Origin of the sequence: Kribbella sindirgiensis (assembly GCF_004331435.1) — a bacterium.
Taxonomy (GTDB): domain Bacteria; phylum Actinomycetota; class Actinomycetes; order Propionibacteriales; family Kribbellaceae; genus Kribbella; species Kribbella sindirgiensis.
The window spans coordinates 589,209-613,099 of sequence record NZ_SJKA01000002.1 but is presented as its reverse complement, the minus strand read 5'-3'; the positions used below and the strand labels follow the sequence as shown (position 1 = coordinate 613,099).

The following is a 23,891-nucleotide window of genomic DNA, read 5'->3' as shown; positions in this document are numbered from 1 at the left end:
GCAGCCTGAAAACGGTTGGTGGGTGCTCAAGGAGGACGTGCAGTCAGGGGTGGTTCCGGGACCAATCGGGGTCCTCACCGAGCCACTTACGATATATCGTTGCGTGTTATGGAAAACCTGCCCGATCGCCCGCATCCGCACGCACATCTGCGGGCGTCCGACATCGATCGTGACCAGGTGGTCGACGTACTGCGGGAGGCCCTGATGTCGGGCCGGTTGACGCAGGAGGAGCATGCCGAGCGCCTCGAGCAGACCCTGGAGGCGAAGACCCTCGGCGAGCTCGAACCGATCACCCGCGACCTCGTCGTACTGGGCCAGCCGGCGCCGACGGCGCAGCCGGCCGCGGCCGCGTCGACCAGCCTGGTGCCGATCGAGGAGCCGGCCGACCCGGATCAGAGTTTCGACACGATGGTGGCGATCTTCGGCGGCGGCGAACGCAAGGGCCGCTGGCGGGTGAAGCGGCGGACGAACGCGTTCGCGGTGTTCGGCGGGCACGACCTGGACATGACGGATGCGGTGTTCGAGGGCCGCGAGGTGACGATCTACGCGTTCGCCGTGTTCGGCGGCATCGACATCACGGTCCCCGAAGGCGTGACGGTCCGCAACGAGGGCGTCGGCATCTTCGGCGGCTTCGGCGCCCGCGGCAGCGACGACCCCGACCCGAACGCCCCCGTCGTCGTGGTCAAGGGCCTGGCCCTCTTCGGCGGCGTCGGTGGCCAGTCCTCCGCCAAACGCCACGGCAAGAAACACAAGCCGAAGGGCCACCACGAACTGCACTGACCAAATCCCACGGTCCGCGTGAGCGCGGTCAGCCGATTGCCGGGGGAGGCGACTCGTTCCGGGGGCTGGGGACAGGGAATAGCAGGTGCGATCCCCCCGGAACCTGTCTCTCGGCTCCGCGGTTCACTCTCATGATGACTGGCTAGATCCAGGACTTGAACCACATGCGGCTGAGCCAGTCCGGGTGCGGGAGCACCTCGTCGGTCAGGATCGGCCAGATGTAGGCGAAGTTCAGGACCACGAGGACGACGAAGGCGCCGACGACCGCCGTGCCGATCAGGCGGCGTGGGGTTGCCGTGCTCATCCCGGTACTCGACGCTGTGCGGGCCGGGCCGAGGACCTTGCCGAGGATCAGCGCCAGCGCCATCACGGTGAACGGGATCATCGTGACGGCGTAGAAGAAGAAGATCGGCCGGTCGTCGAACGCGAACCACGGCACCCAGCACGTCACGAACCCGACGATCGGTATGCCGAGCCGCCAATCGCGCGTGCCTATCCACAGGACCAGCGCCGCGATCAGCGCGAGCGCACCTCCCCACCACAACAGCGGCGTACCGAGGGCAGAGATCACCTGTAGACAGTTGGTCCCGGCCGGCGCGTTGCAACCCGGCGTACCGGGCTTGATGTCGTTGACCGCGTCGAAACCGATCGGGCGGGCGATGATCGGCCAGCCGGCCGGGTTCGAGGCGTACGGGTGGGTGGCGTGCTTGATGTAGTCGCCGGTGTGGAAGGCGAGGACTTCCTTGTGGTACGCCAGCAGCGACCGGAAGTCGTCCGGAACCACCTTCATCACGCCGTGCGCCGGGTTGCTCGCGGCCCAGTTGTGGTCATAGGCGTTGTCGTGCAGCAGCCAGCCGGTCCAGGTTGCGACGTACGTGACCACCGCGACCAGCACCAGGCTGACGAACGCCGGGACGCCGTCGACCAGCGCCGACTTCACGAACGCGAACCGGACGCCGAGCGCGCGCCGGGCGCCGAAGTCCCACGCGAACACCATCACGCCGAACGCGGCGAGCACCCAGACCGCCGACCACTTGGTGCCGAGCGCCAGGCCGAAGCAGATCCCCGCGGCGATCCGCCACGGCCGGATCAGCAGCCAGCGGCCGACGGTACGGCGCTCGCCGTCGGTGACCGGCTTGTCGAGGGTCTCGGCGTGCCGGCGACGGGTCCAGTCGCGGTCGGCGACCAGGCAGGAGACCGCCGCGACCAGCCAGAACGCGAGGAAGATGTCCAGCAGCGCGACCCGGGACATCACGAAGTGCAGGCCGTCGACCGCGAGCAGCAGACCGGCGATACAGCCGATCAGGGTCGACCGGGTCATCCGGCGTACCGTCCGGATCAGCAGCAGCACGGTCAGCGTGCCGAACAGCGCCGGCATGAACCGCCAGCCGAACGGCGTCATCCCGAACAACTGCTCGCCGGCGGCGATCATCCACTTGCCGACCTCGGGGTGCACGGTCAGGCTCGGGGTGTCCTTGAAGACGTCCAGGTTGCCGGCCAGGATCGCCTTGTCGGCGGCGCCCTCCGGCTGGTCGATGAACTGCCGTGCGTAACCGAACTTGAGCAGGCTGTACGCGTCCTTGGCGTAGTACGTCTCGTCGAAGACGAACTTCACCGGGTTGCTGAGGTGCCAGAACCGCAGCACGCCGGCCAGCACGGTGATCGCCAGCGTCGCGATCCAGCCGCCGTCGAAGTCCCGCGGCATCGCCGGGTACAACCGCTCCTTGAGCGGCGGCAGCCGTCTCCCGAGCACGTCCCGCCCGAGCGTCTCCCGCTCCGTGTCGACGTCACTCCGCCGAACCGTTCCGTCCTCGATCACAGCAGCCACGCCCGCCATCGTACGGACGCCCCGGTACCACCGCCTCCCCGCGTCGGTCCGGCCCGCCTGGGATGATGATCCGATGAGCGGGCGACTGGTGTTGGCGGGGACTCCGATCGGGGATGTGTCGGATGCGTCGGCGCGGTTGGGGAAGGTGCTCGCCGCGGCCGAGGTGGTGGCCGCTGAGGACACGCGGCGGTTGCGGCGGTTGACGGGTGAGTTGGGGATTCAGCTGAGCGGGCGGGTGGTCAGCTACTTCGAGGGGAACGAGCGGGAGCGGACGCCTGAGCTGCTTGAAGCGCTTGAGCAGGGGCTGACCGTGGTGGTGGTGACGGACGCGGGAATGCCGAGCGTGTCGGATCCGGGGTACCGGCTGGTGGCGGCGGCGATCGAGGCCGACGTCGACGTGACCGCCGTACCGGGGCCGTCGGCGGTGCTGACCGCGCTCGCGTTGAGCGGGCTGCCGGTGGACCGGTTCACGTTCGAGGGGTTCCTGCCGCGCAAGCCGGGGGAGCGCGGGCGGCGGCTGATGGAGTTGAAGGACGAGCCGCGGACGATGGTGTTCTTCGAGGCGCCGCACCGGCTCACCGCGTCCTTGGAGGCGATGGCGGAGGCCTTCGGCGCGGACCGGCGTACGGCGGTGTGCCGGGAGCTCACCAAGACGTACGAAGAGGTCAAGCGTGGGCCCCTCGACGACCTGGTCACGTGGTCGAAGGACGGTGTCCGCGGAGAGATCACGGTGGTGGTCGCGGGCGCGGATCCGGACAAGGTGCTGACCCCGCAGGACCTGGCGCGGGAGGTGGCGCAGGACGAGGAGGCCGGTACGCCGCGCAAACAGGCGATCTCCGACGTCGCGAAGCGCTTCAACGTACCGAAACGGACCGTGTACGACGCCGTACTCGCTGCTCGGGACCCCGGTAAATAACACTGGCGCACGCCACTACCCTTGTTGACATGTCCGAGAAGGCCTATTACGTCACCACCCCGATCTACTACGTCACGGCCCCGCCGCACATCGGCAGCGCCTACACGACGGTGGCCGGGGACGTCCTGACCCGCTGGCACGCCCAGCGTGGCGAGCGCAAGTGGTACCTGACGGGTACCGACGAGCACGGCGAAAAGGTGATGCGCAGCGCGCAGGCCCAGGGCATGACGCCCCAGGAGTGGACCGACAAGCTCGTCGAGGAGTCCTGGAAGCCGGCCTGGGTGGACGTCGACATCGCGTACGACGACTTCATCCGGACCACCGACCAGCGGCACACCGAGCGGGTCCGCGAGTTCTGGCAGAAGCTGTACGACAAGGGCGACGTCTACAAGGGCGAGTACGAGGGCCTGTACTGCGTCGGGTGCGAGGAGTTCAAGCTCCCCGCGGACATCCGCACCGACGAGGACGGCACCCAGCGGTGCATGATCCACGGCACCGAGCTGGAGACGGTCTCCGAGACCAACTACTTCTTCCGGCTCTCGGCGTACGGCGACAAGTTGCTGGAGCTCTACGAATCGCAGCCGGACTTCGTGGCGCCGTCGAGCGCCCGCAACGAGGTGATCGCGTTCGTCAAGCAGGGTCTGCAGGACCTGTCGATCACCCGCTCGACGTTCGACTGGGGCATCCCGGTGCCGTGGGACGAGGACCACGTTCTGTACGTGTGGATCGACGCCCTGCTGAACTACGTGACCGCCGCGGGCTACGGCACTGACCCGGAGCGGTTCGAGGAACTGTGGCCGGCGAATGTCCACCTGGTGGGTAAGGACATCCTCCGGTTCCACGCGGTGATCTGGCCGGCGATGCTGATGGCCGCCGAGGTCGCGACGCCGAAGCAGGTGTTCGCGCACGGCTGGCTGCTGGTCGGCGGCGAGAAGATGAGCAAGTCGAAGCTGACCGCGATCGCGCCGCACGAGATCACCGACCACTTCGGCTCGGACGCCTTCCGGTACTACTTCCTGCGCACGATCCAGTTCGGGTCGGACGGCTCGTTCTCGTGGGAGCACCTGAGCGCGGTCTACACGTCCGAGCTCGCCAACGGCCTGGGCAACCTGGCCAGCCGGATCGCGGCCATGGTCGGCAAGTACTTCGACGGCGCGCTGCCGGAGCCGACCGACCACGGACCGGCCGAGCAGGCGCTGGCGGACAAGCTCGCGCAGACCGTCGCGACCGCGGACAAGGCCCTGGACACCCTCGCGTTCCAGGACGCCCTGGCCGCGATCAACGAGCTCGTCGGCGCCGTGAACGGCTACGTCACCGAGCAGGAGCCGTGGAAGGTCGCCAAGGACGACTCCCAGCGGGCCCGCCTTGCGACCATCCTCTACTCCGCCGCCGAGGTCCTGCGCGCCGTCGCCGTACTCCACAACCCGACGATGCCCAAGACGTCCGCCAAGCTCTGGGAGCTCCTCGGCGCGGAGGAGAAGCTGGGCGCACTCACCGACCAGCGGGTGCAGGACGCCGGCACGTGGGGTCAGCTGCCGGCCGGTGCGACGCTGACCAAGGGCGATCCGCTGTTTCCGCGACTCGAAGAAAGCTGATCGTCCGGCTTTCAGACGTACGCGAACCGTGACGGTGGCGTCGGTACGTCGTCCACGCGCGGGTCCCAGCGGTCCACGAAGTTCACGTTGGGTGGGACCTCGACGCAGGTCGTCGAGGTCCAGCCGCGGGTGAGGGTGGGGAAGTCGGGGACGTCGGGGTGGTAGTGCGGCTTGCCGGTGCCGAGGAGGTCGCGGGCCATTGGCGCGCTCAGTGCCTGGTAGCGGAAGTCGGCCGACAAGCGCAGCTGCTTCGTCCGGTTCGGCATTGCGCCGTGGACGGTCAGGCTTCCGAACAGCAGCACATCGCCGGGCCGGTACGACGTCGTACGCCACTCCGGATGCTCCTCGTCCGCCTCGGCGCGCATCATCCCCGGGCCGTCGGATGCCTTCACCGGCAGTACGCCGAGCCGGGGCGACCCGGCCAGCACCCGCAACCCGCCGATCTCCGGCGGCGCCGTACTCAACGGCAACCAGGTGGTGAGCGTGTCCACGCTCCCCTGGATGAACCGGTAGTCCTGATGGATCGGCGTCGGGTTCGCCCCGGGCGACGGCGGCGCGATCCGGCAGATGTGCGCCGGATGCGCGAACGCTTCCTCACCCAGCAACCGGCCCGCGAGCTCCAGCAACTCCGGCCGCACGGCCAGCCGATGAAACGCCTCGGTGCTCTGGATCGCCGTGTAGGCCCCGAAGAACCCCGCCGACCCTTCCTCCACGGCCCGCCCCGACGCGACCAGCTCCCGCGGATCTGCATCCCGCGCCAACCAGTCGCTGTCGTAAAGAATCCGCGCCAACTGCTCATGAACATCCGCAACGACATCCCGAGGCAGCAACCCCCGGAAGAACAGATAACCGTCACCAGCCAGCCGCTCCCGCAGTACGCCGGCGTCCTGGAAGTCGTCGTACGAGTCCGTCAGTTCTTTCACTTGTCGTTTCCGATCTTGTCCATGGAGGCCGCGATGTCCGCGACGGGGACCTTGTCGAGGTAGAGGTCGTTGACGGTCTTGTTGATCTCGGGGGACTTGGCGGTCCAGCCTTCGGCGATCGGGAGGTTGACGGTGCTGCCGGCGGCGGAGTCGATGAACGGCTGGACGTCGATGCCCTTCTGCTTCCAGAACGCCTGGTAGCCGGCGCCGGCGTTGTTGAGTGCCGGGATGATGTAGCCCGCGTCGCCCATCAGCTTCTGGGCCTTCTCCGAGCCGAGGAAGGCGACGAGCTTGCCGGCCTCGTCCGGGTGCTTCGTCTTCGCGAACATCGCCTCGGAGAGCCCGTTGATCACCACCGTCCGCCCGCTCGGGCCGGCCGGCATCGCGGCGACCCCGATCGGGAACTTCACCTCGGGCAGCGCGAACGGCAGCAGCGCGTTGTTCGCCGGGAACATCGCGACCTCGCCGCGGTAGAACATCTCGGTCGCCTGTCCGGTCGGCGGGTTGGTGCGGGTGCCGTCCGGCGACACCTTCCACTTGAACACCAGGTCCCGCGCGAACTGCAGGGCCTCGACCGACTTCTGGTTCGCGAACTCGAAGGCGCCGTACGGTTTGTCCATCGCGCGGCCGCCGTTCGAGGCGATCCAGTTCAGCCACTGGGTCTGGCTGTGGTTCCAGGAGCAGAAACCCCACTGCTTGCTGCCGACGGTCAGCTTGCGCGCCACCTCGAGGAAGCTGCCCGAACCGTCCGGCGCCCAGGTCAGCTCGGCCGGCATCGTGATCCCGGCCTTCGCGACCAGATCCTTGTTGTAGAGCAGCCCGACGATGCCCATGTCCTTCGGCATCCCCAGTTGCTTGTCCTCGAACTTGTAGGACTGCACGACGTTCGGGTGGTACGAGTCGAGTTTCAGGCCGGCCTTCGAGATCAGGTCGTCGAGCGGCGCCAGGACGCCCTTGCTCGCGAAGTCCGGGAAGTAGTCGACGGTCAGCCAGAACACGTCCGGCGCCTTGCCACTGGCCAGCTCAGTGGTCAGCTTGGTCCAGTACTGGTCCCACGGCAGTACCTCCATCCGGACCGTGATGTCCGGGTTCTGCTTGGTGAACTCCGCGAACACCGCCTTGTAACCGACCTCTTGCTGCTCGTCCCACAGGCGGTACACGAGCTCGACCTTGCCGCCGCCACCGCTCGCCTTGTCGTCGGACGAGCCGCAGCCGGCCAGCGCGAGCACGCTGCCCGCGCCGATCAGAAAAGTCCTCCTGGACAAAGACATGAGAGCCTCCGAACTACTTGAGCCCGGTAACAGCGACCGAGCGGACGATGAAGCGCTGAAAGACGATGAACAGCACCAGCAGCGGCGCCAGCGCGATCAGGCTGCCGGCCATCACGGCGTTGTAGTCGACGCCGATCTCCCCCTTGAACAAGGCGATCCCGACCGACAGCAGCCGCTTGTCCTCGCTGCTGGTGATGATCAGCGGCCACAGGAAGCTGTTCCAGTTCGCCACCACGGCGAGGGTCGTGACGGTGACCAGGATCGGTTTCGACAACGGCAGCACGATCGACACCAGCGTCCGGAACCGCCCGGCGCCGTCGATCCGGGCCGCGTCCTCGAGATCCGCGGGGATGCCGCGGAAGAACTGGCGGAGCAAGAAGATCGCGTACGGCGTGCCGAGCATCGTCGGCAGCATCAGGCCGGCCCACGTGTCCACCAGCCCGAGCTTCTGCATCATCAGGTACAGCGGGATCATCGTGACCACCGGCGGCACCATCAGTGTCGACAAATACACCCAGAACAGCGCGTCCCGGCCCGGGAACGAGAGCCGCGCGAACGCGTACGCCGCGAGGATCGCGAACACCACCTGCCCGAGGGTGATCCCGGCCGTGACGAGCGCGGTATTGACCAGGTACCCGCCGAAACCCGAGTCGAACAGCCGCCCGAACGCCGCCGTACTCGGTGGCAGACCAGGCTCCCAGGGCATCGTTTCCGACAGTTGCCCGGGGCCCTTGAACGCGGTCAGCACGGTCAGGAAGTACGGGAAGATCGCGAACAGGCAGCCGGCCACCAGAACGGCGTACGTGAAGATGCGCAGTCTCATCCGGACACCTCATAGGTCGTACGGCGTTCGAAGTAGACGAACTGGGTGATCGTCGCGAACAGCACCACCGCGAACAGCAGCACCGAGATCGTCGACGCGTAGCCGAAGTCGAACTTGCGGAACGCCTCGTCGTAGATCAGGTACGTCGCCACCTCGGTGCTGTCACCTGGGCCGCCCTCGGTCATCACGAAGATCGTGTCGAACGCCTGGAACGAGCCGATCACATTGGTGATCAGCACGAACAGCATCGTCGGCCGCAGCAGCGGCAGCGTGATCGTGAAAAAGTGCGCGACCGGGGACGCGCCGTCCAGCGACGAGGCCTCGCGCAACGAGCGCGGGATGTTCTGGAGACCGGCCAGGAAGAACAGCATGTTGTACCCGGCGAACTGCCAGATGTGCACCGCCGCGACGCTCGGCATCGCCAGCACCGGCGACGACAGCCACGCCGGACCGTCGATCCCGAACACGCCCAGGAACTGGTTCAGCGCACCGCGGCCCGGGTCGAAGATCCAGCTCCAGACCAGGCCGAGCGCGACCGGCGTCGCCATCCACGGGATCACCAGCAGAGCCCGGAAATACTTCATTCCGCGCAGTTTCCGGTCGACCAGGAGCGCCAGGAGCAGGCTCAGAATTGTTGTGCCGGGCACGCAGATGACCACGTAGTACAGGGTGACCAGCAGCGAGTGCCAGACGTCTTCGTCGGCGAACAGCCTGCTGTAGTTGGCCAATCCAACGAACTCGGGAGTCGAGAGCAACTTCCAGTCGAACAGGCTCAGCACCAGCACGATCACCACCGGCGCGAGCAGGAAGCCGAGGACGCCGACCAGGCTCGGTGCGAGGAGCGCGTACGCGACCGCGGTCTGCTGTGCCTTACCGACCTGCCGGGTACGCCGCGGCGCGGGCCTAAGCATCGGGATCCTTCAACGGATGCGGGCGCGGCGAGCTGGGGACGAGCAGTTCGCGGGTGCGATCGAGCGCCCACCGGTCGAGTGCGCCGATCGGGTCGCTCGACATCCGCAGACCGGGACCCGCCTCGATGTGCTGCGCCCAGAGTTCGCGCTCCTGGACGTCGGGCCGCACGATCAGGCAGTCGGAGTCGTTCGCCCACCAGCGACCGTGCAGGAACTCGCGTGCCACCGAGGTGGACCGCGCGCCGCGCTGACCGGGCTGGCTGATGTCGCCGGACGGTGGGTCGACCAACGGATCGGTGTCGGGCGAGATCCGCATGCAGTCGACGAGTCCAAGACTCGGGAGGATCGGGGCGCCGCAGCCGTGCAGGATCCGGTTGGGCCCGACGGCCTCGCGCAGCAGCCGCATTCCGTGCCGGTACGCCGTGATGCCGTCGACCTGCTCGTGGCGCGGTCCGTCGATTGCCCCGGCGTACACGAAGTCGAGCTTGAAATGGTCGTAGCCCTGACGGCAGAGCTCGGTAAAGACGTCCTGGAGATGGCGTGCGGCGCCCGGGTGTGTCACGTCCAGAACCAGTTGCTCCTGGCCCCAGTTGGTACCGGCGGAAATGCCCGGAACTAGCCATTCCGGGTGTTTCCGGGCCGTCTCACTGCCGCTCGCAACCAGGAACGGCGCGACCCAGATGCCGGCCCGACGACCGCTGGACCGGATGTCAGCGGCGAGCCGGACGGTCGAGCCGAAGTCGTCCCGTGGCGTCAGCCAGTCGCCGATCGCGGCCTGGTACCCCTCGTCGAGGAGGACCAGGTCGACGCTCAGATCGTGCTCGTCGAACTGGCGTACGTCGGTCATCACGTCCCGCTCGGTGACCTTGCCCCAGTACGCGTACCAGCTGCACCAAGACGGTCCGAACACGCGCACCGGCGGGGCGCCGGCCGCGAACGCGTCGGCCCAGTCGGCGAGCGCCTGGTTCGGGTTGGCCTGCGTCGTTGTCGTCTGCTGTACGGCGCCATCGGCCGAGATCACCAGCCGGTCACCGCGGATCTCGGCGCGGATCGACGGGACGTCGTCGGGGCTCGTCGCCGCGAAGATCGTGACCTCGCCGGCCGTCGCGACCGCGAGCAGACCCTCGCCCTGGAAGCGGCCGGCGTCGACGCCGGGACGGTACGCCATCACGTGATGATTCGGCGCCGTCGGACGCGGTGGACGCGCGTCGAGCCGGTACCAGCCGCTCGGGCTCCACGACTGCCAGCCATGCTCGAAGACCAGCGTGGAGGCGTCGTAGGCGAGCTCGGCGACGGTGCTGAAAGGCACGGATCCCTCGTTTCCATCGGGTGCAGGATCTTGCTGACGTTCCGCTAATCTTGGGGTGCCTACGAGGAGATCCACCATGACGGAGCCTGCTGACTTCGAGCACGATCTTGCTACCCAGGTGCTCATCGAGCTGTACAGCGAGATCCCGCCGCCGAGCAAGCTGGTCACCGGCCACTTCCACAGCGGCGGCGACTATCGCGTCGTACGGCCGGACGGGGTGGGCAGCTGGTACCTGCTCTACACCGCGTCCGGTACGGGGCGGTACGTGATCGGCCAGAACACGTTGACGCTGCGGCACGGCGACGTCGTACTGGTCAGTCCTGGGACGCCGCACGACTACGGGACCGTCGGGACGTACTGGGAGTCCTGGTGGGCGCACTTCCAGCCGCGGCGTGAGTGGCACTCGTGGTTGTCGTTGCCACAGGCAATGCCCGGGTTGTCCTACGTGCGGCTGACCAGGTCTTCGGAGACGGACCGTGTCGTGTCGGCGTTCGATCGGCTGCACCGCGACGCGCAACGCGCCGGCCTGTCGCCGACCGGCGACACCGAGCTGCACCTGCTCGAGAAGAGCGTTGCAACCGAGCTGACCATGAACGGCATCGAAGAGGTGCTGCTGACCGCGGTCGCGAGCCTCCGCCGGGAGACACAGCACCTGGACGCGCGCGTGCATCTGGTGCTCGAGGCAATCACCGCCGACCCGGCCCGCCCGCACACCCTCACGTCACTGGCCGGGCTCGCGCAGGTGTCGGTGTCGCGCCTCGCGCACCTGTTCAAGGAGCAGGTCGGTGACTCGATCATGAACGTCGTACTCGCGCTCCGGCTGCAGCGCGCGGCCGAGCTGCTCGGCGCCACCGACATGTCGGTCGCACAGATCGCGGCCGCGGTCGGATTCGACTCCCCGCACTACTTGAGCAGGCAGTTCGGCCGTCGGTACGGAATGTCCCCGACGGCCCACCGCGCCGCGGTCAGGAACCCGGAGCTAGAGCTATATTGAGCTCGGTCGCTGCCGCGTAGTCCGCCCCGCCGGCCAGTCCCACCAGCCGCACGTAGCGTGCCGTCGTACCCGCCGGGAACCGCGCGATCTTCGCGTCAACCGTGCCGTCCCAGGACCCCTTCGTCACCGACGTGAATGTGGTGCCGTCGGTGCTCGCTTGGACGTCATACGACGAGATCCGGCCGTTCGGTACGGCGGCGTCCTGGCGTGGCGTGTAGACGAGCGCCTCGATCGCGCGAGGTGTCTTCAGGTCGAGAGTGATGTACTGCGGGAGCGGGGCATGTGGGCTCCAGTTCGAGTGCCACATGGTTGTGCAGCTGCCGTCGATCGCGGCGGATGCGCTGTAGGCGGAGGAGCCCTGGCTGGTCGCGGTCGCGGTCATCTCGTTCTGTGGCAGCAGGGTCAGCGGCCCGAACGGTCCGTCCGCGGGTGGCGGCGTACCCGGGATCGCGGTCACGCGTCCGAGGTCAGGTGCCTTGAGCAACGGATGGGTCCGCAGATAGTTGAGGAAGACCTCCTGGCCCATCCGCGGCGCTCTCTTCAGCTCCGTGTACTGCTGGAACCCCGGATAGCCGTACTGCGTTCCGTGCAAGGGCATCGCCGCACTTGTCGTCACGCGGTACGTCTTGTCGCGTTGGAGGGTCTTGCCGTTGATCAGGACCTTGGCCGGATCGACGCGGTCGCCGACGGGCCGGCCGAGATCGTAGGTGTAGCGGAAGTTGGCCGACGTGGCGAGCGCGGACAGCCGGCTGCAGCCGTACGCCGGCGGGATCCACTGCTGCTCCAGGACCGCCTCGACCGTCGAGCCCTTCATCGACAGCGTGGTGATCGGCGAGATGCCGGCCACCGGCCACGCCTCGCCGTACGTCACCGTTCCCGCTTCCAGACCCGCGGCGATCACGTCGATGCCGAGATCCGCCGGTATCAGCGCGAAGTCGCCGTCGGCCTCCGCCGCGGAGAGGTCCGCGACCAGGTTGCCGGTGCGGCTCTCCGCGGTCCGCGCGAAGTCGAGATCGCGGTCGAGCTTGGTGAGCGGTTCCTGCTGCCGCGCGGTCCACTTGTCCATCCAGTACTTCACGATCTTCTGGACCCCGGGATCCGGCGCGATGTCCTTGGTGACCGCATGATTGGTGGCCGTGGTCCTGGAGCGGATCACGTCTCCGGTCGTCGGGTCGAGTTCCAGGTTCACTTCGCCGAGGACCCGCCCGTGGTTGCTCGCCTCGAGCACCGGCCGCGGTACGCCGTTCGGGTCCGGGATCATGCAGTTGAACGCGGTATGCCAGTGGCCGCCGAGGATCACGTCGACCTCCGGGGACATCGCCCGCGCGGCGTCGAAGATCGGACCGGTCGGGTTCTTGCACTCGTTGTACAGCCCGCCCTGCTGACCGCCTTCGTGCATGCTGACCACGATCGCGTTCACACCCTGCGCCTTCAGCGCGGCCGCGGCCCGGTTCGCCGCGTCGACGATGCCCTGGAACTCGAACCCCGACCCCTCGATCGACAGCGTCTCGGTCGGCGTCCCCGGGAAGCCCAGCCCGATGAACCCGATCCGCTGCCCGCCGGCCTCCGCGATCCGGTACGGCGGAAGCACCGGCCGCTTGGTCCGCGGGTCGACGATGTTCGCCGCGTGGTACGCGTAGTCGGTGCCGTGGAAGTTCCGGCCCGTCGAGTCCTTGAAACAGCTGTCGAACCCGGGCTTGCCGTAACAGGCGCCGGTCGTCATCCGGCGCAGGAACGGGAACTCACGATCGAACTCGTGGTTGCCCGCGACATCGAAGTCCATCCCGAACGCGTTCAGCACCTCGATCGTCGGCTCGTTCGCGAACGCCTGCGTGTAGTCCGGCCAGCCGCTGAACTGATCACCCGACCCGATCAGAAAACTGTTCGGCTTCCGAAGCCGCTCGAGATGAGCCTTCAAATACCCGGCACCGCCCACCTGCTGGGTGCCGGACGGGCCGGCAATTGTCAGGTTCTCTGTCTCGGACAGGTAGCCGTGCAGGTCGGTCAGGCTGAGGATCTGCACCGGAACCGGTGCGGCGGCGTCGGCCGGTAGCGCGGTGGTCCCCACCACCAGGCCGAGAAGGGCGAGAACTGAGCTGATCCGGGACATTCGGCTGCTCCTGTCGGTCGGGCGGAACCTCGCTGCAACGTACTGGCCGCCGTACCGCGGAGAACATGTCCCCGACTGCTGACTTCCTGCACGATCCGGCTGACGCTTTTCTCCAAGCGCATGCGGGTGGGGAACCGTACGGTCGGGGGAGAAAGGAGTTCGACAATGACTGGGATCGTGGCAGTAGCCGAGACCGACATCGATGCACCGGCCGCACGCGTGTGGGATGTGCTGACGAGTCCGGAGCAGTTGAAGCAGCTGTGGTTCGGGGCGGACGTCAAGACCGACTGGCAGGTCGGCAGCCCCATCACCTGGACCGGCGATTGGGAAGGCAAGCCCTACCAGGACAAGGGCGAAATCCTCGCCGTGGAGCCCGGGCGCCTACTGAGTTTCACTCACTTCAGCCCCCTCACGGGCCAACCCGACGTACCGGAGAACTACCACACCATCACCTACACCCTCACCGCCAACACCCACCTGAAACTGACCCAAGACAACAACGCCTCCGAAGACGAAGCCAAACACTCGCAAGACATGTGGGAGCAACTGGTGGCCAAGGTCAAGGACGCCGCCGAATCCGCCGACTAGCGCGTTGCGCGACGCCCGGCGGCCGGACGCGTCGCTGAACTGCGGGGCCGTGGGACAGGTTCTGGTGGGTGCGCACCTGATATTCGGCTCTCCTGTCCGATGTGTGGGTGGTGATCAACCGGGTCTGGGATCAGGGAACAGGCAATGGTGGGTGGGCACCTGGTATTGCCTGTCCCCAGTCACCATTGCCTGTTCCCGGTTCCCAGTGCGTGTTCCTGGTGCGTGTCCTCGGTTGCTGCTATCGGTCGGGTGCGTCGAGTGGTGGGGTTCGCGCCTGGTCCGGGCAGCACAGCAGAACCACCTGCCCACCCACGACTTCCCCGGGGCACGACTTCTCGGGGGTGCAGAGCTCCCCAAACCGGTTTGGGGACGATGACGTGCCGTTGTGGGGGTGTGGGGCTCCCCGAACTGGTTTGGGGAGCGACAGCGGCGGCGGGGTTTGTGGGGGTGCGGGGTGGCTCGATAGGTGGAGTGCCGGTGGGGTGCCGTGCGCGCGGGCGTGATCACGTTCAGGTGCACTACCCAGCCGTTGCACACGTCGAGAACGCGCACTCAGGCGCCCGGGGCCGCGCCGACCACCCACACATCGGTCACAAGAGCCTGATATTCCCTGTCCGCAGCACGCGGAAGGTGTCGCCTCCCCCGGCTACCGGCTGACCAGGCTCGCGGGTTGCCGCCGTTCGCCGGAACTGCAGGTCGACAGTACGTATGTGTCTACTACCTGCCATCCTGCACCGGGCGGTAGTCCGGATCGCTGGACAGTGGACGTATACGTACTGTCGACATGCACAAATCCGCAAGGACCTGGCCACCCTCGGCCGTCCGCACCTCGGGCCGGAGAGTCGGCTAGTGACTCAGTAATCTGGGGCGCATGGGTGATGGTGTGGAGGTGGGTCGGCCGACGAGGGCGCGGGCTGCGGTGGGGGAGGACGGGCGGTCTCGGGATCGGGTGCGGCCGGGGGTGCCGGATCCGTTGCCGATGAGTGTGGTTGATGCGCATTGTCATCTGGATATCGCGGATGGGGAGGACGGGGACTGGCTGAGTCCGGCGGACGCGATTCGGCTGGCCAAGTCGGTGGGGGTGACGCGGATCGTGCAGGTGGGGTGTGATCTGCCGGGGGCGGTGTGGGCGGTCGAGGCTGCCACGCAGTACCCGAACCTGATCGCCGGTGTTGCGCTGCACCCGAACGAGGCGCCGAAGCTGAAGGCGGCCGGTGAGCTGGAGAGTGCGCTGGCCGAGATCGAGCGGCTGGCGACGAGCAGCGACAAGGTCCGGGTGATCGGTGAGACCGGGCTGGACTACTTCCGGACCGGCGAGGACGGGCAGGCCCCGCAGCACGAGTCGTTCGCCGCGCACATCGAGCTGGCGAAGCGCCTGGACAAGACGCTGATGATCCACGACCGGGACGCGCACGACGACATCCTGCGGATCCTGGACCGCGAGGGCGTACCGGACCGGGTGGTGATGCACTGCTTCTCCGGCGACACCGAGTTCGCCCGCGAGTGCGTGAACCGCGGCGCCTACCTGAGCTTCGCCGGCGTGGTCACGTTCAAGAACGCCCAGTCCCTCCGCGACGCCCTGGCCGTCACGCCACTCGACCGCATCCTCGTCGAAACCGACGCCCCGTACCTGACGCCCTCGCCGTACCGCGGCAAACCGAACGCGTCGTACCTGATCCCCCACACGGTCCGCAAAATGGCCGACGTCCTCAACATCTCGGTCCCCGAACTCTGCGCAGCCCTCGACAACAACGCCAACCGCGCCTTCGGAGGGCCTTGGTAATGGTGGATTTCGAAGCATTCGACGCGCAACTGCTCGAGCTCGCGGACTCACTGGAGGATGCCGACGACGCCACGGTCGCGGCCGAGGTCGTCCGTATGAAGGCATTGGCGGAGCAGATCGAGGACGAGCGGTCCCGGGAGTTGGCGCTGATCCGAGCGGGCAAGCTGCCCGAGCTGATCAGCGGACCACAACCTGGTACCAGTCCGCAGTACTGGCGGGCATCCACACTCTTGGCGCAGGTGATCAGTGACAAGGGCTCGGCGGCAGACCAGATCGCACACGCCGAGCGTGTGAAGGCCGAGATCGGCGAACTGGCCCGGCAGGCGCCCCCGCGCGAGTCCCGCACCATCCTGCGCATGAACTCGACCCTGAAGCGCCTGATCGACCGCCGCCGGCGCGAGATCGGGAACGACGGATCGTGACCGACGACCCGGTCGAGATCTCGCCGCAGTCCTGGGAGTACCGGCTGGTGGCCGCGGTGGTCTACGCGGTCGAGCAGCGGGTCGACGGGGCTCGAACGCGGTGGAACCAGGTGGTGCTCGAGGAGGAGGATCCGGACTTCGTAGGTTCTGCCGAGGCAGACGGCAGTATGTCGGTCTCGATCACCAACGTTCTCGAGCCGTTGCGCAGGGCTCGCGACCTCGATCGACCACTGACCGACGAGGAGGCGTTCGAGCTTCGCGAGGCGATGGCGACGCTGACTCACGAGGCCGCGCACCTGCTCGCCCAGTACGGCGACGAGAACGCACCTGACGCGTACTTGTACGACGATGCGGCCGAGGCTTTCAACGAAGGCCGCACCGAGCACTGGACTCATCGAAACCTCGACAAGATCATTGGCGACGTCTTCCCCGACGCCGGCCTGGAACACGCGGTGGCGGCGGTGCTGGCCCAGCAGACCGATGACGCGTACGCCGCGTATACGCCGGCCGCCCGGCACCTTGATCGGGCGCTCGCGAAGCGCAGCGGGCTGACCAGCACGCAGGTCACCCAGACGCTGATGTGCGCCGACGACCTGCAACGGTGGAACGTCGCGGTCGACCTGTTGATCGATGAACGTCTCGTCAAGCCGGGTTTGATGCCCGAGGCGCATCGTGACGAGGTGCGGAAAGAGTTGATCGCTCCGCTCCGCGACTCGCTCGCCGGCCTGGTCGAGGTCGAGGCCGACGAGTCGTTGGGAGATGCGGAGAAGTCGACCGAGTCTGCGAAGGCAGCCAAGAACGCGATCGCCGAACTGGACCACGAACTCAACCGGATCGAACGCCACTATCGCGTCGAGAAAGCGCAGCGAGCGCAACAGCAGGCGAGTCGGCCGAGCTCGCGGCGCAGCCAGGCTGTTCGTCAGGCTCAGGATCGCCTGCCACCCGACCTCAGGCGCCTGCGGGCTGTGACGACCGGCCGGCGGCTCCCGGGGACAGCAGGCCGCGAAGCGGCCATCCGGCCCGCAGCAGCCCGGGCAGATTCGCGACTGATAGACAGGCTTCATGGAGTTCAGTGAGGTTGTCCGGCGGCGGCGGATGGTGCGGAACTACGACCCGGATCGGGCGGTGCTGGACGACGTCCGGGAGCGGATCCTGGAGAACGGACTTCGGGCGCCGTCCGGCGGGTTCTCGCAGGGTTGGGCGTTCCTGACGCTGGAAGGCGACGAGCGGGAGCGGTACTGGCGGATTGCGGCCGAGGATCCGGATCCGAAGTATGTGGAATGGGTCACAGGGCTGCGCCGGGCGCCGTTGCTGATTCTGGCGTTCGCGCACAAGGACGCGTACCTCGATCGGTACACCGAGGCGGACAAGGGCTGGACCGATCGGGACGAGGGCCGCTGGACGGCGCCGTACTGGTACGTCGATACCGGGATGGCGGTCCTGCTGATGTTGCAGACGGTCGTCGACGAAGGCCTGGGAGCCTGCTTTTTCGGGCCTCCCGCGGACAAGGTGGGCCGGTTGCTGAAGGAGTTCGGCGTACCCGAGGGGTTCGATCTGGTCGGGGTGCTGTCGGTCGGTCACCGGGCCCCGGACAAGCGGTCGCCGTCGCTGAAACGGGGGCGCCGGACGACCGCCGAAGTGGTCCATCGGGGACAGTGGGGCCATCACACGGTGTAAGGGCGCCGTTACATCTTTTTGCGACTCGCCGACCAGGGGATTGGCGCTTCCGCGACTTCTTCGTTATGGTCCCGTGATGTTGGCCGGGATCGGGGAAGGTTCCGGGCACAGCACGCCCCTCGGCGTCGACCACAGGTTCCAGGCCGCCAGCCTGGCGCTCGCGGCCGGTGCCTGTGCTGTCCCACCCCGTGCCCGGGTAGCCCTACCTGGGAGCGTTAGTGCGTAAGTCCATCATCGTGGCCGTCGGTGCGACGGCTGCGTTCGCCGTCGCGGGCGGCTCCGTGGCGTATGCCGCGAAGAGCAAGACCGTCACCCTCTCCGTCGACGGCCAGGTGCGGAAGGTGCACACCTTCGGTTCCACCGTGGCAGACGCCCTGAAGGCCGAGAAAGTTCAGGTCGGTGAGCACGACGTCGTCGCGCCCGGCGCGGACTCGAAGCTGAAGGACGGCCAGGAGATCGCCGTGCAGTACGGGCGGCAGCTGACTGTCAACGCGGACGGCACCAAGAAGGCGTACTGGACCACGGCCGACAGTGTGCACGAGGCGCTGGCCGATCTGGGTCTGCGGTACGACGGCGCCCAGCTGTCCACCAGCCGGAGCGCGCCGCTCGGCCGCCAGGGCCTGGAGCTGACCATCACGACGCCGAAGACCGTGCAGATCGTGCACCTCGGCAAGACCGTGACGATCAAGTCGCTGGCCGGCACCGTCGGCGAGGCGCTGACCGCGGCGAAGGTCCGTTGGGACTCCGACGACCGGATCACCCCGGCCGCGGCCACCCCGTTGAAGCTCGGCGTGAACAAGATCGGTTTCGTGTCGGTTCTGCAGAAGACCGTCACCAAGACCGAGGCAGTCGCGCACGGCACCGACGAGACCAAGTCGGCGACGCTGGAAGTGGGCACCAAGAAGACCACGACCAAGGGCACGGACGGCTCCAAGTCCGTCACGTACCTGTACACCTACCTGGACGGCAAGCTGTCGGCCACCAAGGTGGTGGGGTCGAAGGTGGTCGCCAAGGCGGTCGACGAGCAGGTCCTGGTCGGCACCAAGCCGAAGCCGGCGGAGCCGACCGAGACGACGACCTCGGAGACGGACGAGCCGACCAGCGGCAACACCGGCGCCTGGGACCGGATCGCCGAGTGCGAGTCCGGCGGCAACTGGGCTGCGAACACTGGCAACGGGTACTACGGTGGCCTGCAGTTCAGCCATCAGACCTGGGTGGCGTACGGCGGCGACGCCTACGCGAACAACGCCCACCTGGCCAGCAAGGCGCAGCAGATCGCGATCGCCGAGAAGGTGCGGGCCGCCCGCGGCAGCTACGGCGACTGGCCGGTCTGCGGCAAGCGCGCGTAGTGACAAACTGACGGGGTGACCTCGTCTGATTCATCGACATCAGCCGGACCGAGACTGCTCGGTCCGGCTGATGTGCGCATCCTGGCCGCGTCCCTCGGGGTCCGCCCGACCAAGCAGCGCGGCCAGAACTTCGTCATCGACCCGAACACGGTGCGCCGGATCGTGCGTGTCGCCGAGTTGACGCCCGACGAGACCGTGCTGGAGATCGGGCCGGGCCTGGGGTCGCTGACGCTGGCGCTGCTCGCGGAAGGGCACCGGGTCACCGCGGTCGAGATCGACCCGCTGCTCGCGCAGGCGCTGCCGTCGACCGTCGCGTCGTACGCGCCGCACCAGGCGTCCCGGCTGACCGTGGTCGAGGCGGACGCGATGGACGTCACGCCCGCGGAGATCGGCGAGCCGACCGCCTGCGTGGCGAACCTGCCGTACAACGTCGCGGTCCCTGTGCTGCTGCATCTGCTCCAGGTCTCGGACTCGCTGCGGCACGGTCTGGTGATGGTGCAGTCCGAGGTCGCGGACCGGCTGGCGGCCGGACCGGGTTCGCGGACGTACGGCGTACCTTCGGCGAAGGCCGCGTGGTACGCCGACGTGCGGCGCGCCGGGCCGATCGGACGGAACGTCTTCTGGCCGGCGCCGAACGTGGACTCCGGGCTCGTCGCGTTCGAGCGCCGCGAACCGCCGGCGACGGAGGCGACCCGCGAGGAGGTGTTCGCGGTGATCGAGGCCGCATTCTCGCAGCGGCGTAAGACGATCCGGTCCGCGCTGGCCCGCTGGATGCCGGACCGTTCACGCCTCGACGAGGTCCTCGGGGCCGCGGGGATCGACCCGCGGGTGCGCGGCGAGATGCTGGGCATCACAGAGTTCGCCGCGCTCGCTGGTGCGGCGAGGACTGCGTAATGCCCTAGCCTGTGCGACGTGCCACCTTCTGCTGAGGTCACGGTGCGGGCGCCGGCCAAGATCAATCTGGGTCTGTCGGTCGGTCCGCCGCGCCCGGACGGGTTCCACCCGGTCGCCACGGTGTACCAGGCCGTTGCCCTGTACGACGACGTGACCGCCGTACTGCGCGAGGATGACGGCGAGATCTCGGTGGAGATCTCGGGTGACTTCGCGGACGACGTACCGACCGACGAGACCAACCTCGCGGTGCGGGCGGCGCAGTTGCTGCAGGCGGAGTACGACGTCGACGAGGGCGTCGACCTGACGATCCGCAAGACGATCCCGGTGGCCGGCGGGATGGCCGGCGGATCGACTGACGCGGCAGCGACTCTGGTGGCCTGCAACCGGCTGTGGGGCCTGCAGCTGACCCAGACCGAGCTGCAGCACCATGCGGCCGAGCTCGGCAGCGACGTGCCGTTCTGCCTGGTCGGCCACACGGCGCTCGGTCAGGGACGAGGCGAGCAGGTCACCGAGGTGATGTCCCGCGGGACGTTTCACTGGGTGTTCGCGATCGCCGACGGCGGGTTGTCGACGCCGGACGTGTACCGCGAACTGGACCGGATGCGTCCGCTGCGCCGCGTCGAGGCGCCGCAGGTCCGTCCGGAGCTGATGTCGGCGCTGCTGTCCGGTCAGCCCGGCGCACTCGCCGTTGCGCTCAGCAACGACCTGCAGGCCGCGGCGTTGTCGCTGCGCCCCGAGTTGGGCGAAACGCTCCAGTTCGGCCTCGACCAGGGGGCGCTGGCCGCGCAGATCTCCGGCTCGGGGCCCACCTGCCTCTTCCTCGCCGCCGACAGCCGCAGCGCCGTCGACCTTGCCGTGGAGCTCGCCGAGTCCGGCCGCTGCCGCATGGTCCGCCAGGCCGAAGGCCCCGTCCCGGGCGCCAGAATCCTCCCTGCGATCGTCAGCCGGTAGTACACTTAGCTAAGTGGACTAAGGGGGATGTGGTGAGCGAGCTCGCGCAGTACAACATCCATGAGGCGAAGACGCAGCTGTCACGCATCATCGACCGTGTCGAACACGGCGAGGTCGTGGTCATCAGCCGTGCCGGGCATCCGGTCGCCAAGGTGGTGCCGCTGGCCGACGTCGGGCGCCGGACGGGCCGTGGCTCACTGGCCGGACGGATCAGCTACACCGACGACTGGGACTCGCCCGAGACCAACGCCGAGATTGCGGCCGACTTCGGCATGCTGCCGTGATCGCGGCGCCGGGCGCTGCGCGGCTCTTGCTGGACACACCTGTCCTGCTGTGGTGGCTGCAGGACGTCGGCGATCTCTCGGATGACCTGAAGGATCGGATCGACACCGAGTTCGAGGTGTACGTCAGCGCCGCCACCAGATGGGAGCTGTCGATCAAGGCCGCCGCCGGCAAGATCGACCTGCCGGAGGAGCTCGGTGACGTGGTCGAGGACAGCGGCCTGAGCGAACTGCCGATCCGGACGTCGCATGCCGAGCTCGCGGGGCGGCTGCCGGCAATCCATCGGGATCCGTTCGATCGGATGCTGGTCGCGCAGGCGCTGGTCGAGCGGCTGACGCTCGTGACGCGCGACCGGTTCATCCAGAAGTACGACGTACCGATCCTCGAAGCCTGAAAATCGTTCGTCACCGGCGGCGGCCGGTGCTAGCTTCGCCACGAGAACCCTCATCGAACCAGACAGGAGACCGGGATGCGCCGCGGATCGATCCACCCCATGGGTACTGATCGCTTCGACGCATTCGCGAGGACTCTTGAACTCTCTGACGATGGGTATTGTGGCGCATGTCGACGCCGGTAAGACCAGCCTGACCGAGCGGCTGCTGTACGCCGCCGGCGTCATCGACCGGGTCGGCCGGGTCGACGACGGGAACACGCAGACCGACTCGATGGACCTCGAGCGGAAACGCGGTATCACGATCCGCTCGGCGGTGGTGTCGTTCGCGCTCGGTGACCTGCCGGTCAACCTGATCGACACCCCGGGGCACTCCGACTTCATCGCCGAGGTCGAGCGCGCGCTGTCCGTCCTGGACGGCGCGGTGCTGGTGATCTCCGCGGTCGAGGGCGTGCAGCCGCAGACGCGGTTGCTGATGCGCACCCTGGACCGGCTGCGGATCCCGACGCTGCTGTTCGTGAACAAGATCGACCGGGTGGGCGCGCGGTACGACGCGTTGCTCGCCGACATCCGCCGGTTGCTGACGCCGGCCGCCGTCCCGATGGAGTCGGTGACCGATCTCGGCCTGCGGTCGGCGTCCGTCGTACCGCTGCCGGTACAGCGCGCCGAGGTCGGCGAGATGCTTGCCGAGCGCAATGATTCGTTCCTGGAGCTGTACCTCGAGGGCGCCGAGGTCGACAACGCGGCCGAGCTGCGCCGTCAGGTCGCGACGGCCCAGATGTACCCGGTGTACTTCGGGTCCGCGATGACCGGGGTCGGGATCATCGAGGTGATCGACGGGATCCGCACGTGGTTGCCGCGGGCGATCGCGGCGCCGGACGACGAGCTGCGGGCGCGGGTGTTCAAGGTCGAGCGGGGCGCGGCCGGGCAGAAGATCGCGTCCGCGCGGATCGTCAGCGGGACGCTGGCCGCGCGGGCGACGGTTCCGGTGCATCCCTTGGACGGTCCGGCGTACCAGGTGCGGCCGAGCGGGATCGACGTGTTCGAGGACGGCGGCCGGCACGCGGTGGATCGGGCCGAGGCCGGTCAGATCGTGGCGTTGCGGGGCTTGAAGAGCATCCGGATCGGCGATCAGCTCGGCGTGCGTACGTCGTACGCCCACCGGCTGTTCGCGCCGCCGACGCTGGAGACCGTGGTGAGTGCGCGGGATCGGGTGAAGCTGTTCCAGGCGTTGACGCAGCTCGCCGAGCAGGACCCGCTGATCCGGGTCCGGAAGACGGGCGGTACCGGCGAGATCACCGTGAGCCTGTACGGCGAGGTCCAGAAGGAGGTGATCGCGTCGTTGCTCGAGTCCGAGTACGACGTCGACGTCACCTTCAGCGAGACGACGCCGATCCATGTCGAGCGGCTGATCGGCACGGGCGCCGCGATGCGCGAGATCACCGAGGGACCGTGGGCCGCAGGGGTCGGCTTCCGGGTGTCACCGGTTGCCGAGGGCATCGAGTACAACCTGGAGGTGGAGCTCGGCGGGCTGCCGCGGGCGTTCCACACGGCGATCGAGGAGACGGTCCGGCAGACGTTGCAGCAAGGGTTGTTCGGGTGGGAGATCCCGGACATCCGGGTGGATCTGACGCACACGGCGTACTGGAGCCCGGTGACCGTGGCCGGGGACTTCCGCAAGCTGGTGCCGCTCGTTCTCCTGCAGGCGATCGCCGAGGCCGGTACGACGGTGCTGGAGCCGGTCAATCACTTCGAGCTGGACGTGCCGTCCGACACCGTGTCCCGAGTCCTCGCCCATGTCGCCGAACACCGCGGCATCGTCACGCAGACCACGCTCACCGAGACCCAAGCACACATCGAAGGCACCATCCCGGCCGCCACCACACACCCCTTCGAGTCCCTGCTTCCCACCCTCGGCCGGGGCGAGGCACTCCTCGCCACCAGCTTCCACGGCTACAGCCCTGTCCCAGGCCCAGCGCCCAGCCGTGCCCGGACGGACGGCAACCCCCTCAACGAGAAGCAGTACGTCCTGAACCTCAACCAGGTATGAGCGGACCTGCACCAATCATCAACGTCCGGCCGCCCAGCCGCTGC

The 23,891-nt window shown here is 67.9% G+C and carries 22 protein-coding genes; 15 read left to right on the top strand and 7 right to left on the bottom strand.

All coding sequences use genetic code 11. The features are described from left to right. The first annotated feature begins 108 nt into the window (after positions 1–108). Positions 109–780: a DUF1707 SHOCT-like domain-containing protein gene (locus E0H50_RS07600; protein WP_131286058.1), complete on the top strand. Its 672-nt coding sequence runs from the start codon at positions 109–111 to the stop codon at positions 778–780. 142 nt (positions 781–922) lie between these two features. On the opposite strand, the gene E0H50_RS07595 is transcribed toward E0H50_RS07600, so the two are convergent. Continuing rightward, on the bottom strand, positions 923–2,485 hold the full coding sequence (locus tag E0H50_RS07595) for a dolichyl-phosphate-mannose--protein mannosyltransferase (protein WP_337590366.1): 1,563 nt from the start codon (positions 2,483–2,485) through the stop codon (positions 923–925). Positions 2,486–2,681: 196 nt separating this feature from the next. Here E0H50_RS07595 and rsmI point away from each other — a divergent pair, with 196 nt between their 5' ends. Then, positions 2,682–3,524 carry a 16S rRNA (cytidine(1402)-2'-O)-methyltransferase gene (gene rsmI / locus E0H50_RS07590; RefSeq protein ID WP_131285871.1) on the top strand — a complete coding sequence of 281 codons (843 nt, stop codon included), beginning with the start codon at positions 2,682–2,684 and terminating at the stop codon, positions 3,522–3,524. Between the two features lie 29 nt (positions 3,525–3,553). After that, positions 3,554–5,119, top strand: coding sequence for a methionine--tRNA ligase (gene metG / locus E0H50_RS07585; protein WP_131285870.1), 1,566 nt, complete (start codon positions 3,554–3,556; stop codon positions 5,117–5,119). Between the two features lie 11 nt (positions 5,120–5,130). Here the strand turns inward: metG and E0H50_RS07580 are convergent, their stop codons facing one another. The 5 genes from E0H50_RS07580 to E0H50_RS07560 are packed head-to-tail and all read right to left on the bottom strand — an operon-like array spanning position 5,131 to position 10,356. Beyond that, on the bottom strand, positions 5,131–6,042 hold the full coding sequence (locus E0H50_RS07580; RefSeq protein WP_131285869.1) for a phytanoyl-CoA dioxygenase family protein: 912 nt from the start codon (positions 6,040–6,042) through the stop codon (positions 5,131–5,133). After that, on the bottom strand, positions 6,039–7,313 hold the full coding sequence (locus E0H50_RS07575; RefSeq protein WP_131285868.1) for an ABC transporter substrate-binding protein: 1,275 nt from the start codon (positions 7,311–7,313) through the stop codon (positions 6,039–6,041). The genes E0H50_RS07580 and E0H50_RS07575 overlap by 4 nt, the downstream gene beginning before the upstream one ends. 13 nt (positions 7,314–7,326) lie before the next feature. Next, positions 7,327–8,136: a carbohydrate ABC transporter permease gene (locus E0H50_RS07570; protein WP_131285867.1), complete on the bottom strand. Its 810-nt coding sequence runs from the start codon at positions 8,134–8,136 to the stop codon at positions 7,327–7,329. Beyond that, positions 8,133–9,047 (bottom strand): carbohydrate ABC transporter permease, encoded by a 915-nt coding sequence (locus E0H50_RS07565; RefSeq protein WP_131285866.1) that lies wholly within the window; start codon positions 9,045–9,047, stop codon positions 8,133–8,135. Before E0H50_RS07565 ends, E0H50_RS07570 begins: the two co-directional genes overlap by 4 nt. After that, the gene (locus E0H50_RS07560) at positions 9,040–10,356 is read right to left on the bottom strand and encodes a glycoside hydrolase family 36 protein (RefSeq protein WP_202868041.1); all 1,317 of its coding nucleotides are present in this window, start codon (positions 10,354–10,356) and stop codon (positions 9,040–9,042) included. The genes E0H50_RS07565 and E0H50_RS07560 overlap by 8 nt, the downstream gene beginning before the upstream one ends. A gap of 76 nt (positions 10,357–10,432) precedes the next feature. On the opposite strand from E0H50_RS07560, the gene E0H50_RS07555 reads away from it, so the two are divergent. After that, positions 10,433–11,350 carry a helix-turn-helix domain-containing protein gene (locus tag E0H50_RS07555; protein ID WP_131285864.1) on the top strand — a complete coding sequence of 306 codons (918 nt, stop codon included), beginning with the start codon at positions 10,433–10,435 and terminating at the stop codon, positions 11,348–11,350. Here E0H50_RS07555 and E0H50_RS07550 read toward each other — a convergent pair. Beyond that, a complete protein-coding gene (locus E0H50_RS07550; RefSeq protein WP_131285863.1) occupies positions 11,322–13,460 on the bottom strand; it encodes a discoidin domain-containing protein in 2,139 nt (712 codons plus the stop codon). The genes E0H50_RS07555 and E0H50_RS07550 overlap by 29 nt on opposite strands. Positions 13,461–13,637: 177 nt before the next feature. On the opposite strand from E0H50_RS07550, the gene E0H50_RS07545 reads away from it, so the two are divergent. The 11 genes from E0H50_RS07545 to E0H50_RS07495 all read left to right on the top strand — a co-directional run bounded on the left by E0H50_RS07545 (position 13,638) and on the right by E0H50_RS07495 (position 23,847). Continuing rightward, the gene (locus tag E0H50_RS07545) at positions 13,638–14,048 is read left to right on the top strand and encodes an SRPBCC family protein (RefSeq protein WP_238150829.1); all 411 of its coding nucleotides are present in this window, start codon (positions 13,638–13,640) and stop codon (positions 14,046–14,048) included. A gap of 979 nt (positions 14,049–15,027) precedes the next feature. Then, positions 15,028–15,831 carry a TatD family hydrolase gene (locus E0H50_RS07540; protein WP_238150828.1) on the top strand — a complete coding sequence of 268 codons (804 nt, stop codon included), beginning with the start codon at positions 15,028–15,030 and terminating at the stop codon, positions 15,829–15,831. Continuing rightward, positions 15,831–16,253, top strand: a complete 423-nt coding sequence (locus E0H50_RS07535) for a hypothetical protein (protein WP_131285860.1) — start codon at positions 15,831–15,833, stop codon at positions 16,251–16,253. The genes E0H50_RS07540 and E0H50_RS07535 overlap by 1 nt, the downstream gene beginning before the upstream one ends. Then, the gene (locus E0H50_RS07530) at positions 16,250–17,329 is read left to right on the top strand and encodes a hypothetical protein (protein ID WP_131285859.1); all 1,080 of its coding nucleotides are present in this window, start codon (positions 16,250–16,252) and stop codon (positions 17,327–17,329) included. The genes E0H50_RS07535 and E0H50_RS07530 overlap by 4 nt, the downstream gene beginning before the upstream one ends. Beyond that, positions 17,316–17,930 carry a nitroreductase family protein gene (locus tag E0H50_RS07525; RefSeq protein ID WP_131285858.1) on the top strand — a complete coding sequence of 205 codons (615 nt, stop codon included), beginning with the start codon at positions 17,316–17,318 and terminating at the stop codon, positions 17,928–17,930. The genes E0H50_RS07530 and E0H50_RS07525 overlap by 14 nt, the downstream gene beginning before the upstream one ends. Before the next feature lie 218 nt (positions 17,931–18,148). Further along, the gene (locus E0H50_RS44190) at positions 18,149–19,279 is read left to right on the top strand and encodes a resuscitation-promoting factor (RefSeq protein WP_131285857.1); all 1,131 of its coding nucleotides are present in this window, start codon (positions 18,149–18,151) and stop codon (positions 19,277–19,279) included. A 15-nt stretch (positions 19,280–19,294) separates the two neighbouring features. Continuing rightward, positions 19,295–20,173: a 16S rRNA (adenine(1518)-N(6)/adenine(1519)-N(6))-dimethyltransferase RsmA gene (rsmA, locus tag E0H50_RS07515; RefSeq protein ID WP_131285856.1), complete on the top strand. Its 879-nt coding sequence runs from the start codon at positions 19,295–19,297 to the stop codon at positions 20,171–20,173. 18 nt (positions 20,174–20,191) lie between these two features. Beyond that, positions 20,192–21,124 (top strand): 4-(cytidine 5'-diphospho)-2-C-methyl-D-erythritol kinase, encoded by a 933-nt coding sequence (locus E0H50_RS07510; protein WP_131285855.1) that lies wholly within the window; start codon positions 20,192–20,194, stop codon positions 21,122–21,124. Positions 21,125–21,156: 32 nt separating this feature from the next. After that, positions 21,157–21,408 carry a type II toxin-antitoxin system Phd/YefM family antitoxin gene (locus tag E0H50_RS07505; RefSeq protein WP_238150827.1) on the top strand — a complete coding sequence of 84 codons (252 nt, stop codon included), beginning with the start codon at positions 21,157–21,159 and terminating at the stop codon, positions 21,406–21,408. Further along, positions 21,405–21,800: a type II toxin-antitoxin system VapC family toxin gene (locus E0H50_RS07500; protein ID WP_202868040.1), complete on the top strand. Its 396-nt coding sequence runs from the start codon at positions 21,405–21,407 to the stop codon at positions 21,798–21,800. Before E0H50_RS07505 ends, E0H50_RS07500 begins: the two co-directional genes overlap by 4 nt. A 151-nt stretch (positions 21,801–21,951) precedes the next feature. Then, positions 21,952–23,847 (top strand): elongation factor G, encoded by a 1,896-nt coding sequence (locus tag E0H50_RS07495; protein ID WP_202868039.1) that lies wholly within the window; start codon positions 21,952–21,954, stop codon positions 23,845–23,847. The last annotated feature ends 44 nt before the right edge of the window (positions 23,848–23,891 follow it).

What these genes read in the sequence shown, in the direction of transcription:
- E0H50_RS07600 (WP_131286058.1), top strand. Translation starts at nt 109, where the DNA reads ATGGAAAACCTGCCCGATCGCCCGCATCCGCACGCACATCTGCGGGCG.
- E0H50_RS07595 (WP_337590366.1), bottom strand. Translation starts at nt 2,485, where the DNA reads ATGCCGCGGGACTTCGACGGCGGCTGGATCGCGACGCTGGCGATCACC.
- rsmI (WP_131285871.1), top strand. Translation starts at nt 2,682, where the DNA reads ATGAGCGGGCGACTGGTGTTGGCGGGGACTCCGATCGGGGATGTGTCG.
- metG (WP_131285870.1), top strand. Translation starts at nt 3,554, where the DNA reads ATGTCCGAGAAGGCCTATTACGTCACCACCCCGATCTACTACGTCACG.
- E0H50_RS07575 (WP_131285868.1), bottom strand. Translation starts at nt 7,313, where the DNA reads ATGTCTTTGTCCAGGAGGACTTTTCTGATCGGCGCGGGCAGCGTGCTC.
- E0H50_RS07570 (WP_131285867.1), bottom strand. Translation starts at nt 8,136, where the DNA reads ATGAGACTGCGCATCTTCACGTACGCCGTTCTGGTGGCCGGCTGCCTG.
- E0H50_RS07565 (WP_131285866.1), bottom strand. Translation starts at nt 9,047, where the DNA reads ATGCTTAGGCCCGCGCCGCGGCGTACCCGGCAGGTCGGTAAGGCACAG.
- E0H50_RS07555 (WP_131285864.1), top strand. Translation starts at nt 10,433, where the DNA reads ATGACGGAGCCTGCTGACTTCGAGCACGATCTTGCTACCCAGGTGCTC.
- E0H50_RS07550 (WP_131285863.1), bottom strand. Translation starts at nt 13,460, where the DNA reads ATGTCCCGGATCAGCTCAGTTCTCGCCCTTCTCGGCCTGGTGGTGGGG.
- E0H50_RS07540 (WP_238150828.1), top strand. Translation starts at nt 15,028, where the DNA reads ATGAGTGTGGTTGATGCGCATTGTCATCTGGATATCGCGGATGGGGAG.
- E0H50_RS07535 (WP_131285860.1), top strand. Translation starts at nt 15,831, where the DNA reads ATGGTGGATTTCGAAGCATTCGACGCGCAACTGCTCGAGCTCGCGGAC.
- E0H50_RS07525 (WP_131285858.1), top strand. Translation starts at nt 17,316, where the DNA reads ATGGAGTTCAGTGAGGTTGTCCGGCGGCGGCGGATGGTGCGGAACTAC.
- E0H50_RS07495 (WP_202868039.1), top strand. Translation starts at nt 21,952, where the DNA reads ATGGGTATTGTGGCGCATGTCGACGCCGGTAAGACCAGCCTGACCGAG.